General features: G+C 57.6%; 14 protein-coding genes and 1 pseudogene. 6 read left to right on the plus strand and 9 right to left on the minus strand.

Annotated elements, in window-relative coordinates; genetic code table 11:
* Window positions 1–774: 774 nt before the first annotated feature.
* Window positions 775–1146: pseudogene (locus DWW51_RS06655) on the minus strand (MerR family transcriptional regulator); the annotation flags it as partial.
* 174 nt (window positions 1147–1320) lie between these two features.
* On the opposite strand from DWW51_RS06655, the gene DWW51_RS06660 reads away from it, so the two are divergent.
* On the plus strand, window positions 1321–1860 hold the full coding sequence (locus tag DWW51_RS06660) for a flavodoxin family protein (RefSeq protein WP_117563601.1): 540 nt from the start codon (window positions 1321–1323) through the stop codon (window positions 1858–1860).
* 63 nt (window positions 1861–1923) lie between these two features.
* Window positions 1924–2688 carry a carboxymuconolactone decarboxylase family protein gene (locus DWW51_RS06665; protein WP_055251066.1) on the plus strand — a complete coding sequence of 255 codons (765 nt, stop codon included), beginning with the start codon at window positions 1924–1926 and terminating at the stop codon, window positions 2686–2688.
* Here DWW51_RS06665 and DWW51_RS06670 read toward each other — a convergent pair.
* From DWW51_RS06670 to DWW51_RS06685, 4 genes are all read right to left on the minus strand, one after another.
* Window positions 2685–3059: a hypothetical protein gene (locus DWW51_RS06670; RefSeq protein ID WP_147344043.1), complete on the minus strand. Its 375-nt coding sequence runs from the start codon at window positions 3057–3059 to the stop codon at window positions 2685–2687. The two genes, DWW51_RS06665 and DWW51_RS06670, sit on opposite strands and share 4 nt — an antisense overlap.
* A 534-nt stretch (window positions 3060–3593) precedes the next feature.
* Window positions 3594–4502: a radical SAM mobile pair protein B gene (locus DWW51_RS06675; RefSeq protein ID WP_117641083.1), complete on the minus strand. Its 909-nt coding sequence runs from the start codon at window positions 4500–4502 to the stop codon at window positions 3594–3596.
* On the minus strand, window positions 4490–5179 hold the full coding sequence (locus DWW51_RS06680; protein ID WP_055252677.1) for a radical SAM mobile pair protein A: 690 nt from the start codon (window positions 5177–5179) through the stop codon (window positions 4490–4492). The genes DWW51_RS06675 and DWW51_RS06680 overlap by 13 nt, the downstream gene beginning before the upstream one ends.
* Complete coding sequence (locus tag DWW51_RS06685) at window positions 5176–5376, minus strand: hypothetical protein (protein ID WP_055252679.1); 201 nt, start codon at window positions 5374–5376, stop codon at window positions 5176–5178. Before DWW51_RS06685 ends, DWW51_RS06680 begins: the two co-directional genes overlap by 4 nt.
* Window positions 5377–5519: 143 nt before the next feature.
* Here DWW51_RS06685 and DWW51_RS06690 point away from each other — a divergent pair, with 143 nt between their 5' ends.
* Complete coding sequence (locus DWW51_RS06690) at window positions 5520–6080, plus strand: TetR/AcrR family transcriptional regulator (RefSeq protein ID WP_117583300.1); 561 nt, start codon at window positions 5520–5522, stop codon at window positions 6078–6080.
* A gap of 83 nt (window positions 6081–6163) precedes the next feature.
* Here the strand turns inward: DWW51_RS06690 and DWW51_RS06695 are convergent, their stop codons facing one another.
* Genes DWW51_RS06695 through DWW51_RS06705 form a run of 3 tightly spaced genes read right to left on the minus strand, consistent with a single transcriptional unit; the run spans window position 6164 to window position 8718 of the window.
* Window positions 6164–7012 (minus strand): NAD-dependent protein deacetylase, SIR2 family, encoded by an 849-nt coding sequence (locus DWW51_RS06695; protein WP_117773945.1) that lies wholly within the window; start codon window positions 7010–7012, stop codon window positions 6164–6166.
* The gene (locus tag DWW51_RS06700; protein WP_117640844.1) at window positions 7000–7698 is read right to left on the minus strand and encodes a hypothetical protein; all 699 of its coding nucleotides are present in this window, start codon (window positions 7696–7698) and stop codon (window positions 7000–7002) included. Before DWW51_RS06700 ends, DWW51_RS06695 begins: the two co-directional genes overlap by 13 nt.
* Window positions 7699–7701: 3 nt before the next feature.
* A complete protein-coding gene (locus tag DWW51_RS06705) occupies window positions 7702–8718 on the minus strand; it encodes an NAD-dependent protein deacetylase (protein ID WP_117758303.1) in 1017 nt (338 codons plus the stop codon).
* Between the two features lie 92 nt (window positions 8719–8810).
* Between DWW51_RS06705 and DWW51_RS06710 the strand changes: the two genes are divergently transcribed.
* The 3 genes from DWW51_RS06710 (at window position 8811) to DWW51_RS06720 (ending at window position 11570) form a co-directional block, all read left to right on the plus strand.
* Entirely contained in the window at window positions 8811–9365 is a 555-nt protein-coding gene (locus DWW51_RS06710) for a TetR/AcrR family transcriptional regulator (protein WP_117583297.1), read from the plus strand.
* A gap of 204 nt (window positions 9366–9569) precedes the next feature.
* Window positions 9570–10100, plus strand: a complete 531-nt coding sequence (locus DWW51_RS06715; RefSeq protein WP_117773946.1) for a flavodoxin family protein — start codon at window positions 9570–9572, stop codon at window positions 10098–10100.
* Between the two features lie 180 nt (window positions 10101–10280).
* On the plus strand, window positions 10281–11570 hold the full coding sequence (locus tag DWW51_RS06720) for an ATP-binding protein (protein WP_117773947.1): 1290 nt from the start codon (window positions 10281–10283) through the stop codon (window positions 11568–11570).
* Between the two features lie 98 nt (window positions 11571–11668).
* Here the strand turns inward: DWW51_RS06720 and DWW51_RS06725 are convergent, their stop codons facing one another.
* Complete coding sequence (locus DWW51_RS06725; protein ID WP_117773948.1) at window positions 11669–13909, minus strand: DNA gyrase subunit A; 2241 nt, start codon at window positions 13907–13909, stop codon at window positions 11669–11671.
* Between the last annotated feature and the right edge of the window lie 8 nt (window positions 13910–13917).

Here is a 13917-nt window from a genome sequence, read left to right on the forward strand (position 1 = left end):
CCCCCAAACAGTTAGAGCCATCTAACTATAACACACGAATCATGCAGTAAGATAAGGCTAACCTTATTTTCTTGGCTAAGACGCATCTCTTCGGTTTTGCTTATAACGGTGTGAGTCAGATACTAAGCTGGAGCTGAAGAAGGAGCTTGGCGGACAGGTAGGTCGATACCGGTTCCCGGAACGGTGATCCAGCCAATTACACCAGGGCTCTAGTCATGCAGGTAAACCCAATCCATGACGGGAAATAGGTCCTTTTCTCTAGCTCGACGTCTTTCGGAGCTTGACGATTTGGACTGATGGAGGTGAGAAGTCCCTCACTGCGCCAATACCAGAAGATTGCGCTATAGACATCTCTCCGACCCTTTGAATCACCCCTTTTCACGCCACCCGCTACGAACCCCGGCGGAAACTAGGGAGTGATTAAAAAGGCGACCTGCGGTTTTGCGAATCAATTGAGTCATTCACAAAATCGCGAATTAAGGGCCTGATTCGCCCAAATTGCGCACGAATTGGCCCTTAGGCGGTACGACGCGACACGCATCGACAACACTCGGCCTGGATTAGTCACTGAGCGGGAATAGCGGGAACTGGCTTTTGAACTCGCGTTTTGATACCGTCGAGTACCGCCTGATGCTGTTTCGGCGCCGCCATAGAGTAAAGCCACCAGCGAAATAACGGGAATAAAAGCCTCCGGACCCTCTGGTTCGGAGGCTATCTTTTTGCATATCTGCCTAAAACGACTCCTTGCCAAAGCCCCTTGAGCATCGGGCGGCATTATTGAGTGTGGGCGTTATCGTAGGTATCTTTGATTTCTTCTGGCAAATTATCGGGAATCAGCGCCTTCACTCTATCCTCGTTGCCATCTTGGATTGCCTGCTCGTAGTACCAGCATTTGAACTTCAGCATGTCGAGCGCGCGGTTCATGTTCACGATCTCCGACTCCATGTGGGCCTTGCGCTCCTCGAACATGGCCTTGCGTTTGGGGTATGTTGAGGGACCCTCTGCGCACCATTCCATGAACAGCCGGATGTCCTTGATCTCCATTCCAGCCTTCTTTAGGCATTCGATGACCCGAAGCGCTTCGAGTTCCGTATCGCTGAATCGGCGAATGCCGGATGCCCGCTCCAGCCCCGGGAACAATCCCTGCTTGTCGTAATATCACAGCGTTGAAGCGGGCAAACCGAACATTTCCGCCACCTGTCCGATTGTGTACATGGCTCCTCCGAAACAATGTCGAATTCATTCCTTGACCTAAAGTCAGGTTTAGGTATTACCTTCATTCTCGTCAATGTAAATCGGGAGCGCAAGGGGTATTCCGTAATGGGCAAAACGGTTTTGATAGTTTCTTCAAGTCCACGAAAGAATGGCAATTCCGAGACGCTGGCGGAGGCTTTCGCCAACGGCGCGCGGGAGGCAGGTCACAGCGTTGAGACCGTGCGTCTGCGCGAGAAGCAAATGGGCTTCTGCAGGGGCTGCCTTGCCTGCTTAAAGTTGGGGCGTTGCGTCATCCAAGACGATGCCGTGGAAATTGCCGCCAAAATGCACGATGCGGATGTGCTGGTGTTTGCAACGCCCGTCTACTACTACAGCGTCTGCGGCCAGCTCAAAACCATGCTGGACCGCGCTAACCCGCTTTTTGGCTCCGATTATGCATTCACCGAGGCATATCTGTTGGCGACGGCGGCGGAGAACGGGCGCTCGACCTTCGACGGGGCGAAAAAGGCGATGCAGGGATGGGTTGACTGTTTCTCCCGCTGCACGCTCGCTGGAACGGTTTTCGCCGGCGGCGTGAACGGCGTGGGCGAAATCGCCGGGCATCCCGCTCTGGAGCAGGCGCGGCGAATGGGCATGGGAATCTAGCCGGGCTGTTTGGCCGCGCGGAAACAGATTTGTGCCAAAACTATCGACAGGAGGAAATCGATCATGGCAGTTAAACAGACGGCAGGCAGAGACGCCCTGGGGGAGTTCGCTCCCAAATTCGCACAGCTCAACGACGACGTGCTGTTCGGCGAGGTGTGGAGCCGAGAGAGTGAGCTCTCCCTGCGCGACCGCAGCGTGGTGACGGTGGTTGCCCTGATGTCGCAGGGGCTGACGGACTCTTCGTTCAAATATCACCTGATGTCCGCAAAGAACAATGGAGTGACCAGGACGGAGATAGCGGAAATCCTTACGCACGCGGCGTTTTATGCGGGTTGGCCCAAGGCGTGGGCTGCCTTCCGCATGGCGAAGGAGGTCTGGGCGGCCGACGATGCCGCCGACGCAAGGGCTCAGCACCAAAACGAGATGGTTTTCCCCATCGGTGCCCCCAACGACGCCTTCGCGAAGTACTTTATCGGGCAAAGCTACCTCGCGCCCCTTTCCACCGAGCAGGTCGGTGTCCACAACGTGACGTTCGAGCCCGGCTGCCGCAACAACTGGCACGTCCATCACGCCAAAAGCGGCGGTGGGCAGATCCTCGTCTGCGTGGCTGGTCGAGGGTTTTACCAGGAGTGGGGAAAGCCGGCACAGGAGCTGCGCCCCGGCGACGTGGTCAACATCGCCCCGGGGGTGAAGCACTGGCACGGCGCCGCGCCCGACAGCTGGTTCTCGCATCTCGCGTTGGAGGTTCCGGGCGAGGAGACCTCCAACGAGTGGCTGGAGCCCGTGGGCGACGATGCATACCTTAAAGCGACCAACAAGGAGGCTTAAGCACCGTCGCCCGTCCGCGCCGCCGAGAGCAGCGCGCCCAAATCTGCCTGAATCGCCTCTGCCTTGCTTCCGAGCTGCAGCGGAGCCGAGCCGTTCGAGATGTTGACGCTCAACAGGTGCGCATCCGGCAGCTTTGCGGTCATGCTCCAGAACGGGAGTGTGATGATACCAGGAGTCATTTCGCCCACGCCGAGCTCCAGCAACAGCACGCGGCCACTGCTGCGCTCGCGCACAAAGCGTTCGTATCGTTCGAGGCTCTCGCGCCATGCTCCGCCTTGCAGAAACGTGTCGTCGCGCACCCACGGCACAAGCTGCCAGCCGCAATGCGGGCATCGGGGGATATCCTCGCTGAGGACCTCGAACCCCGCCATGCCCGCGAGCATGCGTTCGACGTAGGGCTCGCGTCGAAGAGCTCGTCACAGCATGGCTGCTTGCACTGAAGGTGCGCGAAGCTTCCCTGATAGTTACAGGTTCTCTCGTCGGGAAACGTCTTCTCGGCCTGGGTGTCCACATTGGTGCTCAGGATGAAGTAGTCCTTATGGCCGATGAGGGACCGTAGGTCGAGATAGGGCTGCGAGGCCAGCTCGCGCAGCATGAAGTCGATGTATCGCGCATAGTATGCCCACTGCTGCTCGAGGCTGGGGTAGAGGTGGTAGAAGCCGTCGAAAAGGCTCTTGACTACTTTCGATTGATGCTCAGTGCCCATTGTATTCGCTACGATTAAACTCGGCACAGGGGATACTGGTTTTCCGTGCGAAAACGCTCATGCCGCTAAATTGAGCGACCGCCTGTACTGCAGCGGGATCATCCGCCCGAGCGATCCCTTAATCCGTCGCCCGTTGCGCCAATCGGCAGAAGCCACGCGTGGACGCTAATCGCTCGAGCGAATCGTCGTCGGTTTCCGTTTAACGATTTCTTTTTCCGCTATTATCTGACCCTCGGACTTCCTCGTGATAGAAGTAGTCCACGATCACCGGATGCCCCTGGGGGACTCTGCCATAAGGCATTTCGTTGTCCACAAAGGGGCAATCGTACTTCTTGGCCATTTCCTCGGCTTTTACTTCAAGCGCTTCAAAATAGCTACGGTTGCGCTTGTTATAGATCTCATCGTAAAGCGGTACGAGATTGGGATGTTTCTCGGCGATATAATCCAGGATCGTTTTTTTGAAACCACCCCGAAGATTGAGATTTTCGAGCCAAAACAAATCGCACCGATCCTTTACTCGCTCAAAAATCATCTCAAAATCCGTGATGCCGGGAAATACCGGGGACACGAAGCAGATCGTACGGATACCTTCGTCATACACCTGCTTCATAGCAGCGATACGACGCTCGATGCTCGACGCGGAGTCCATATCGTTCTTGAAGTTCTCATCCAGCGTGTTGATCGACCATGAAACGGTCACTCGTCCAAGCCTCTTCAGCAGATCGATATCCCGTACCACAAGATCGGACTTTGTGCAGATCAGAATATCTGCATCGCTGCCAATCAGCTGCTCCAGGAGTTTCCTGGTATTCCCGAATCGCTCCTCCTGTGGATTGTAGCCATCCGTCACAGAACCGATAACCACCCGCTGTCCAGCGTATTTCTTCGGATTCTTGATTTCCGGCCAATGCTTCACATCAAGAAAGGTGCCCCATTCCTCCTTGTGTCCGGTAAAGCGCTTCATAAAGGAGGCATAGCAATACTTGCAGGCATGCGTGCAGCCTACATAGGGATTGACCGAGTAGCCGCCTACCGGCAGGCTGGACTTGGTCATGATGTTCTTTGCTTCCACCTCATTGATGAGGATTCCATCGATCACTTCCGCCATGTTCTCTGCACCTCCAGCACTCTTTCGAATTCTTCCGGCAATTCCTGAATCATGTTTTCGTCCCCTATGACAGAGACGAGGTCTTCCTTCATAAACATTGGAATGCCAAGCGCGTGCGCCTGGTCCGTCAAAGACCATGCCCACTCCGGTTCCGTATGAACCTTCCTGCTCTGCGCCCCGGTCATGGTACCGACGACGATCCAGTTGATTCCGGAAAGGTCGACCGTACCGGGATCGTCGAATAGCGGCTCAAAAGTAACGAAGAAGTGATTTGCTTTGACGTTTTTCCGAAGGGCGTCGATACGCCACAGCTCCGCTTTCCTCGTCACCGTAACGCCGAACCATGCGTTTTCCAGGTCGGTATCTAAATCCAGCAAATCGGGTCTCTTGGTCAGGAACAGGAACTGATGCTGTGGATTCTCATGGATCTTTGCAAATACCTCGTCTCGCCATTCCAGCTTCCACCCGGAGAGATCGCTCATGCCGGTAAGGAGAAAGTTCTGCGGGCGTTTCTTTTCCATCATCTTGAGCTTGCTCGGGAAGAACGCAGGATCAGCGAAGTCGTCAATCATATGCCAACGTTTCACATTGTTACGGGCATAGCAATATGGACACCCCACCGTGCAGCCGATGACGATATTCATATTCTGAATCTGATTTTTGATGCAGATGCTCATAACGCCTGCCTACCTGCCTCTCCCGTAAACACGCAATCAGCCTTCCCCACCTTGCGGGCAAAAGCCTCGATATCTTGCTTGCAAGCAGCAGGCTCGCAATCGCTCAAATCGTATGACGTGCCGCCGTTTCGATAGACGGCCCGATGGGAAAACGATCGGCTGACAAGCCCGATGCCGAGCTTCTCGCACAGGGTCATCCGTGCTCCCTTTCAGCTATAAAAAACAGGTGTCTATAAACAGTATCCTTGTTGATTTTCGCAGGGGCAATGAACAAACGCGTGCACCTGTCGATAAACGAACAGCTACTGGACATTGTCAAACGACTCAGATTGGAGAGGCGATGGGAGAAACCAAGATCGACCGCCGGCGGCGCTACACCCTCTCGGTCATACAGGAGGCGTTCTTCGCGCTGCTGGCCGAGGTCGGCTTCGCGAAGATGACGGTGGCGGACATCTGCCGCCGCGCCGAGATCAACCGGGGAACGTTCTATCTGCATTACGAGGATAAGTACGCGCTGCTCGATGCGCTTATCGACGAGGCATTGGCAGCGGCTCCCCCGCTTGAGGGGGTTGAATCGGCAACGCTTTGCCAGCGTCCGCCGGCAGACGACGATTATCGCCTGCTTTATTCGGACAGCGACTCATACGCTCGCGTAGCCCAGCGCGTCATAGAACGCGGAGCGGAGCAGATGGTTCCCTGGGTCATGGAGAAAACAGGGCTTTCACGCGAAGACGCCTTCCTGCTCTTCGTCCACAACGTCCAGGGCAATCTGGCCGTCAACCGCCTGCTCGGCTGGAGACGAGGCCCCGAGTTCACCCATGCCCAGGAGCTGCTCAACGCCTATTCCGAAGGGGGCTTACTGGCGGTATCCGCTCTTCGCGATTCCGATAACCCATCGTGACCTGCGATTCAGGAATACCAGCCTCCGAGCCCTCTCGTTCGGAGGCTGCGGCTAAAACCTCATTGCGCGTCTACCGCTCCGCGTTACTCGCCACCTGCCCGCGCCACCGAGAGCAGGGCGCCCAAATCGGCCTGGATCGCCTCTGCCTTGCTTCCAAGCTGCAACGGAGCCGAGCCGCCCGAGATGTTTACGCTCAAAAGGTGCGCATCCGGCAGCTTCGCGGTCATGCTCCAGAACGGGAGCGTGATGATGCCGGGGGTCATCTCGCCCACGCCGAGCTCCAGCAACAGCACGCGGCGATCGCTGCGCTCGCGCACGAAGCGCTCGTATCGTCCGAGGCTCTCGCGCCATGCCGCACCCTGCAGAAACGTGTCGTCGCGCACCCACGGCACAAGCTGCCAGCCGCAGTGCGGGCATCGGGGGACATCCCCGCTGCGGATCTCGAACCCCGCCATGCCCGCGAGCATGCGCTCGACGTAGGGGCTCGCATCGAAGAGCTCGTCGCAGCATGGCTGCTTGCATTGAAGGTGCGCGAAGCTTCCCTGATAGTTGCAGATCCTCTCGGTGGGAAACGTCTTCTCGACTTGGGTGTCCACATTGGTGCTCAGGATGAAGTAGTCCTTATGGCCGATGAGGGACCGTAGGTCGAGATAGGGCTGCGAGGTCGGCTCGCGCAGCGTGAAGTCGATGTATCGCGCATAGTATGCCCATTGCTGCTCGAGGCTGGGGTAGAGGTGGTAGAAGCCGTCGAAAAGGCTCTTGAAGCCAAAGGCTTGCTGCCAGTCCGCCATTCCTGCGCGCGCCATGCCCGCACGGTTGTAATGGTTGAACCCGGCGGCGCTCGACATGCCCGAGCCGATGCCGACGATGATGGCGTCGGCATCATCGATAAGGCTTCGAAGCCTACGCGCTTCTCTTTCTAGGGGTGGCATCGGGCGATCTCCTCGAAAGCCGGGGCCATATCGCCGTCAACGAGAATCGTCTCGCACGAAGCGTCGGGCGCCATGGCCTGGCCGTAGTTGAACACGATGTAGGTGGCGTGCTCGCAGGCGTTCGCGATCTGGGCGAGCATGCGCTTTATGACGCCGTTGTGCAGTCCCACGCCAAGTTCGAGGATGGCGACCCTGCCGTTGCGATGGGCTTGCACAAGACGCGCGAGCTCGTCGAGCTGGGCCATGGCGAGGGCGTCTGGATGGGCGAGGCACCGCTCGTCAACCGACGTGCGCGTGCTCCCCTCAGTCTCGAGCACGCGCTCCTCGTCGAACCCGGCGCGCGCGAAGTGCCCGTCGATGTTGCATGTGACCACGAAGGTGTCGGCGTGCTCCGTAAGACGCCGCAGCCCGTTCATGAGCGAGCCGGGCTCATATTCGAGATACTCCTTTTGATGGAACCGCTCGGCCCATCGGCGTCGCACGCTGGCATCCGGGGAAGCGAGCCCCTGCAGTATGCAGCCGATGCCGTCTGCCTGGGCGAGGTCCCCGTACGCCTCTTGGAAATGAGCATCGGCGCAGAAAAGGTTGAGCCCCTCCGCCATGTCGAGTCCGTTGCTAGCGCCGATGATGACAAGATCCGCTTCGGCTAGCGCCCTGCCTATGCGAACTGCTTTCGCCGTCTCCATGCGCTACCTCCCCAGCGTCTTGCGCACGTCGGCGAGCACGTCGGCGATGTCGGCGCGAACGGCGAGCCCCCGATCCTCGATCGCGCGGGGGAGAAACTGCGTCTTGTTGTTTACGGCGATGTAGCTGGCCTGCGGTAACTGCGCCGTGAGGGCCCAGAACGGCTCCTGGATAAACGCGGGCGTCATGCGGCCCACACCCAGCTCGAGGAAGAGGATCCTCTGCCGTGCGTGCGCGTCGAGCCAGTCGGACACCTTGCGGTACTGCTCCTCGTAGAGTTCGCCCTGCAGGAAGTTGCCGTAGCCGCGAACCCAGGGGAACGCCTCTGCTCCGCAGTGCGGGCAGCGCGGCACGAGCTCTGTCGGAACCTCCAGACCGTCTCCCATGGCCTCTACCATGTGGGAGACCGGCTCGACCGCGTTCCACACCTCGTCGGTGCAACAGTGGGAGCACTGAAAGAAGCGGTGGTCGCCTTGGATCTCTGCCACTTTCTCCCAGGGATAGAGCTTCACAAACTGCGTGTCCTGGTTGGTGGTGAGCACGAAGAAATCCTTCTCGGCGAGAATGGTGTCGAGGTCCCTGTAGGGCTTGCGCAGCGGGGCGTTGAGCGTGGTGTCGAGGAAGGTGGCGAGGTATCCCCAGCGCGCCTCGGCGGTGGGCCAGCGGTAGAACGACCCCTCGAAAGCGCCCTTGAAACCGTAGCGCTCGGCGAATTTGCCGAAATGCCTGCGATAGGTTGCGTTGTCCTCGTAATAGAAGTCGCCGCCGCCCGCCGCGGAGAGCCCAGAGGCCCCGCCCACCAGCACGCAATCGGCTTCCTCGATCATGCGGGCGAAGTCCCTGATTTGCTGGTCGTAGGGCTCGGGCTCGCGGTCACTCAGCTCATAGGGCGTGCCGCCGCTGCGGTAGGCGGCCTGAAGGGAAAACGATTGGTTGGTGAGCTCGATAACGAGCTGCTCGTACAGGGTCACTGGATACCTTCTTTCAGCTATTATAAACAGGTGTCTATAAAAAGTATCCATGTCGATTTGCTTAAGAGCAATGAACAGCTTCGGCCTGCTGTCGATAAACGAGCGTTTGCCGGGCATTGTCGAGCGTTGCAATTGGAGGGGTAATGGAAGCGGGGAAGATCGATCGTCGCCGACGCTATACACTCTCGGTCATACGGGAGGCGTTCTTCGCGCTGCTGGCCGAGGTCGGCTTCGCGAAGATGACGGTAGCGGATATCTGCCGCCGCGCCGATATCAACCGTGGCACGTTCTATCTGCACTACGAGGACAAGTTCGCCCTGCTCGACGCGCTTATCGACGAGGCCTTGGCGGCGGTGCCGCCGCTCGAGGGAACGGAGGCGGGTGCCCTCTGCCAGCGTCCGCCGGCAAACGATGACTATTATCTGCTCTACTCGGATGACGACGCGTACGCCCGGGTGGCACAGCGCGTCGTCGAGCGCGGCGCCGAGCAGATGGTTCCCTCGATCATGGAGGAGACTGGGCTTTCGCGCGAGGACGCCTATCTGCTCTTCGTCCACAACGTCCAGGGAAATCTCGCGGTCAACCGCCTGCTCGGTTGGAGGCGAGGGCCCGAGTTTGCCCACGCTCAGGAGCTGCTCAGCGCCTATTCCGAAGGGGGCATGCGGGCGGTATCGGCTCGTCACGATCCCCGTAGTTGATTTTAACCGCAGGCCATTTCGGGCAGGCGACGTTGCTATGGCCCCTCTTTGGTTTTCGATGTTGTATAAGGCAATTGCAATCGCCTTGAGCTTCTTTAGGGAACTTGAGCAAGAGATATGGCCTGCTGGCGATTGATTAACCCCATTTGTTTTGGTTACAAGAAAAAATGCTGCGCGCCTGCAGCATGAAGGAGAGGGAATCCTATGAATATCGTTGTATTGAGCGGCAGCCCGCGTAAGGGCGCCAATACCGATACCATGGTCGAGGCGTTTGCCGAGACCGCGCGTGAGGGCGGCAATACGGTCGAGGTCGTCCGCGTTGCCAGCAAGAAGATCGCCGGCTGCTTGGGATGCCAGTACTGCTTCGCCCATGAGGGCGTCTGCGTGCAGAAGGATGACATGGCCAACGTGATTGAGTCGCTGAAAGACGCCGACATGGTCGTCTTCGCTTCGCCTATCTACTGGTTTGATATCACCGCACAGGAGAAGGCTGTCATCGACCGCCTGTACGCCTTCGGTGCTACGGGCTTCCCGTTCACCAAGACGGCCCTTTTACTCGATAGCCACAGCGAGGGCGTCTATGATGCGGCGATCGCTATGTACAAGTCAACCTGCGCGTACTGCAAGTGGGAGGACCAGGGCATTGTCACCATTAGCGGCATGACCGAGCGCGACAGCATGGCATCCTCGCTCAAGTTGAAAGAGGTGCGAGAGCTCGCTCGCAAGCTCGCCTAAGGACAAGAAGAACGCATGGCAATCAGCGTTGGTGGAAATGCTTGCTATCCTTACCAAGAGATAGGGGTGTATTCCCTCAAGTGCCGTATAGAACAATTTTTAAACGCAGAAAAATAACTGAAAACAAATTAATCCGCGTTAAAATATTGTCAAACAGAAGTTCATGAGGGAAGGTTGCGTATGCGTCGCAAGGCAGACGAGCTCCTTAGGGAATGGCGAGACAGGGCTGATAGAAAACCTTTGCTGGTCAAAGGCGTGCGCCAGTGTGGCAAGACCTATCTGCTCAGAACGTACGCTCAGGATCTTTTCGAATCGGTTGTCTACGTTAATCTTGAGAACGACCGGTCGGCGCGAGCGGATTTTTCGGGCGGTCTTGACCCTCATTCGATTGTACGCGCGATCGAGGCTCGTACGGGACAGCGTATCGTGCCTGGCAAAACCTTACTGTTCATTGACGAGATCCAGGCATGTGAGGAAGCGCTCACTTCCCTTAAATACTTTTGCGAAGATGCTCCCGAGTATTACGTTGCGGCTGCTGGGTCGCTTCTTGGGGTTGCCATTAACCATCAGTCGTATTCGTTCCCCGTCGGAAAGACCGACTTGATTGAGATGACTCCACTCGATTTCGAGGAGTTTCTCTGGGCGATGGGGCACGATCAGCTGGTCGACGAGATACGCTCATCATTCGAGTTTATGGGTCCTCTCGCGCCAAGCCTTCATGAAAAGGCGCTTGGGCTCTATCGGCAGTATCTTGTTGTTGGCGGAATGCCCGAGGCGGTCCAAACGTACATCGATGATCAGTCAATCATTGATGTGGCCGAAAAGCATCGGATTATTCTCGACGGATACTCCGCCGACACTAATAAATATGCTGATGAGCGCTTGAGCGCAAAGACGCGTGCGTGCTTCGATTCCATTCCACAGCAGCTTGCCAAAGAGAATCGTAAATTTCAATACAAGGTAGTGCGAGCGGGGGGCAATGCGTCTCTCTTTGGAGATGCTCTCGACTGGCTTGTATTGTCGGGTACGGTGGCGCGCTGCAGCCTAGTCGGGCAGATCGAAAGCCCTTTAGAGGCCTTCGTTAACCCTTCTGCTTTTAAAATCTATCAGGCGGATACAGGGCTGCTCGTCTCCAAGGCCGGTGCTCAACGCGCCGATATTCTTTCCGGTATCGGCGGCACGTTCATGGGTGCACTTACCGAAAACTACGTTGCCCAACAGCTTTCAGCCATGGGCTATCCGCTGCATTATTGGGCGCGAGATAATCGTGCGGAAATCGACTTTGTAGTAGAGAAGCAGGGATGCTTGTCTGCGATTGAAGTCAAGGCGGGAGAGAACACAAGATCTCGAAGCCTGTCCTCACTTAAAAAGACCCATCCGGGCGTGCGCCGAATCAGGCTATCGACTAAGCCCTTCGGAATGAATGATGGGCTGATGTCTGTTCCACTTTATGCGGCATTTTGTCTATAGGGATGATGCTGCTGTAATGCATGGGGCCCGGAGCGCGATGTTGCTGCGCTCCGGGCCCCGCTGCTTAGTTAAACCATGACGGTTTGGCTGCCGTCGTCCTAGTCAAACAGGCTCGGCATGTCGTTTTCTTTCATGAGGGCACCGGCAGAGGGCAGGCTCTGCGCGGTGAACTTCTCGGCCGAGACGCCGGCACCAAGAATCTCCTCGGTCGTGCCGACGGTGGTGACCGAGCGGCCCTTCTTGGCCGTGAAAGCCTGGACGCCCTGCGTGTTGGTGGTCGTCTTGGTCTTGAGCAGCGAGGTGTTGAAGTTCATCAGGCGGTAGTCGCTCGAGACCAGCGCGAGGTCGCGGTCTTCCTTGAGCACCTGCGCATGCAGCAGCTTGCTGCCGCCGTAGATGGCGTTCTTCAGGCGCTTGCGGTTGGTTTTGGTGACGTATCCGGAAAGTGCGACGCGCACCACGCGGCCGTTCTCAAAGACAAACAGCACGTCGGCCTTGTAGTCCTCGGGGTCGATGACCCAGATGACGCTCTCGTCGGGTTCCATCTCAAGATCGGTCGGCAGGTACGAGCCCAGCTGGGCCGACTTGGTGTCCTCAAACGCCGCAACCTTGCACTTGTACACCTGGCTCTTGTTGGTAAAGACCAGCAGCTCGTGGGTGTTGGAGGACAGGAACTCGATAAAGGGTTTGTCGCCGTCCTTGTACTTGAGCGTGGTCGCCTTTTTGAGCACGCGGTCCGTCATCTTCTTAAGGTAGCCATCGCGCGAGAGCATGATGGTGACCGGGTACTCCTCGACCTCGGGCTCCAAGCTTACCTCGATAACCTCATGGGGCTCGATCCTGCCCGTGCGGCGCGGCATCACGTACTTCTTGTTGACCGCGGCCAGCTCGTCGCTGATGACCTTCTTGATGTTCTCCTCGCTGGAGAGGATCTCCTCAAGCTCGGCGATCTCGCCCTCAAGCTTTGCAATGTCCTTGGTGCGGTTGAGGATGTACTCCTCGTTGATGTTGCGGAGCTTAAGTTCGGCAACAAACTCGGCCTGGGTTTCGTCGATGTCAAAGCCCTTCATAAGGTTGGGCACGACCTCGGCTTCGAGTTTGGTGCCGCGGATGATGGCGATGGCCTTGTCGATGTCGAGCAAAATCGCCTCGAGGCCGTGCAGCAGGTGCAGGCGCTCGGACTTTTTGCCAAGGTCAAAGTTAATGCGGCGACGCGTGGACTCAATACGCCACTTGACCCACTCGTGCAGGATCTGGCGCACACCCATAACGCGGGGATAGCCGTCGACCAGCACGTTAAAGTTGCACGAGAACGAATCCTGCAGCGTGGTCGAGCGGTAGAGCTTGGCCATGAGCTTGTCGGGGTCGACGCCGCGCTTAAGGTCGATGGCAATGCGCAAGCCCGAAAGGTCGGTCTCGTCGCGGATATCGGCGATTTCCTTGACCTTGCCCTCCTTGGAGAGCTTGACGATGCGCTCGATGATGACATCGGTCTTGGTGGTGTAGGGAATCTCGTAGACCTCGATGATGCGCTCTTCGGGGATCCAACGCCAACGGGAGCGAATCTGGAAACTACCAAGGCCGGTCTCGATGATCTTCTCCATCTCCTCGCGGCGGTAGATAATGTCGCCGCCGGTCGAGAAGTCGGGCATGGGCATGTACTCGAGCAGGTCGCAGCCGGGATCCTGCAGGTAATGCATGGTGGCAGTGCAGACCTCGTTGAGGTTGAAGCCGCAGATGTCGGACGCCATGGCGACGCCGATGCCCTTGTTGGCCGAGACGAGGATATTTGGGAACGTGGTGGGCAGCAGGCGTGGCTCCTTCATGGCGCCGTCGTAGCTGTCGACGAAGTCGACCGGGTCCTTGTCGATGTCCTTGAAGATTTCGGCGCTGATGGGGGAGAGCTTGGCCTCGGTATAACGCGAGGCGGCGTAGCTCAGGTCGCCCGAATAGTACTTGCCAAAGTTGCCCTTCGACTCCACGAAGGGGGCAAGCAGCGCCTCGTTGCCCGTCGCCAGGCGCACCATCGTCTCGTAGATCGCGGCATCGCCGTGCGGGTTGAGCTTCATGGTCTGGCCCACGATGTTGGCGCTCTTCTGGCGCTCGCCCTTGAGCAGACCCATCTTGTACATGGTGTAGAGCAGCTTGCGATGCGAGGGCTTAAAGCCGTCGATCTCGGGGAATGCACGCGAGACGTTGACGCTCATGGCGTAGGGCATGTAGTTGACCTCGAGCGTCTGCGTGATCGGCTGATCGGTGACCTCGGAGTGCAGGCCGATGACGTTCTCGGCGTTGACCTGTTTTTTCTTTGGCTGGTTCTTCGTCTTCTTCTTTGCCACGATTTCCT

Origin of the sequence: Collinsella sp. AF15-51, from assembly GCF_003462845.1 — a bacterium.
Classification (GTDB): Bacteria; Actinomycetota; Coriobacteriia; order Coriobacteriales; family Coriobacteriaceae; genus Collinsella.

Bases quoted from the DNA above. Each gene is read 5' to 3' on its own strand.
- DWW51_RS06680 (WP_055252677.1), bottom strand. From the start codon at position 5,179: ATGAGCATCTGCATCAAAAATCAGATTCAGAATATGAATATCGTCATC.
- DWW51_RS06670 (WP_147344043.1), bottom strand. From the start codon at position 3,059: ATGGCGGGGTTCGAGGTCCTCAGCGAGGATATCCCCCGATGCCCGCAT.
- DWW51_RS06690 (WP_117583300.1), top strand. From the start codon at position 5,520: ATGGGAGAAACCAAGATCGACCGCCGGCGGCGCTACACCCTCTCGGTC.
- DWW51_RS06695 (WP_117773945.1), bottom strand. From the start codon at position 7,012: ATGCCACCCCTAGAAAGAGAAGCGCGTAGGCTTCGAAGCCTTATCGAT.
- DWW51_RS06710 (WP_117583297.1), top strand. From the start codon at position 8,811: ATGGAAGCGGGGAAGATCGATCGTCGCCGACGCTATACACTCTCGGTC.
- DWW51_RS06675 (WP_117641083.1), bottom strand. From the start codon at position 4,502: ATGGCGGAAGTGATCGATGGAATCCTCATCAATGAGGTGGAAGCAAAG.
- DWW51_RS06685 (WP_055252679.1), bottom strand. From the start codon at position 5,376: ATGACCCTGTGCGAGAAGCTCGGCATCGGGCTTGTCAGCCGATCGTTT.
- DWW51_RS06700 (WP_117640844.1), bottom strand. From the start codon at position 7,698: ATGGAGACGGCGAAAGCAGTTCGCATAGGCAGGGCGCTAGCCGAAGCG.
- DWW51_RS06715 (WP_117773946.1), top strand. From the start codon at position 9,570: ATGAATATCGTTGTATTGAGCGGCAGCCCGCGTAAGGGCGCCAATACC.
- DWW51_RS06705 (WP_117758303.1), bottom strand. From the start codon at position 8,718: ATGGATACTTTTTATAGACACCTGTTTATAATAGCTGAAAGAAGGTAT.
- DWW51_RS06660 (WP_117563601.1), top strand. From the start codon at position 1,321: ATGGGCAAAACGGTTTTGATAGTTTCTTCAAGTCCACGAAAGAATGGC.
- DWW51_RS06720 (WP_117773947.1), top strand. From the start codon at position 10,281: ATGCGTCGCAAGGCAGACGAGCTCCTTAGGGAATGGCGAGACAGGGCT.
- DWW51_RS06665 (WP_055251066.1), top strand. From the start codon at position 1,924: ATGGCAGTTAAACAGACGGCAGGCAGAGACGCCCTGGGGGAGTTCGCT.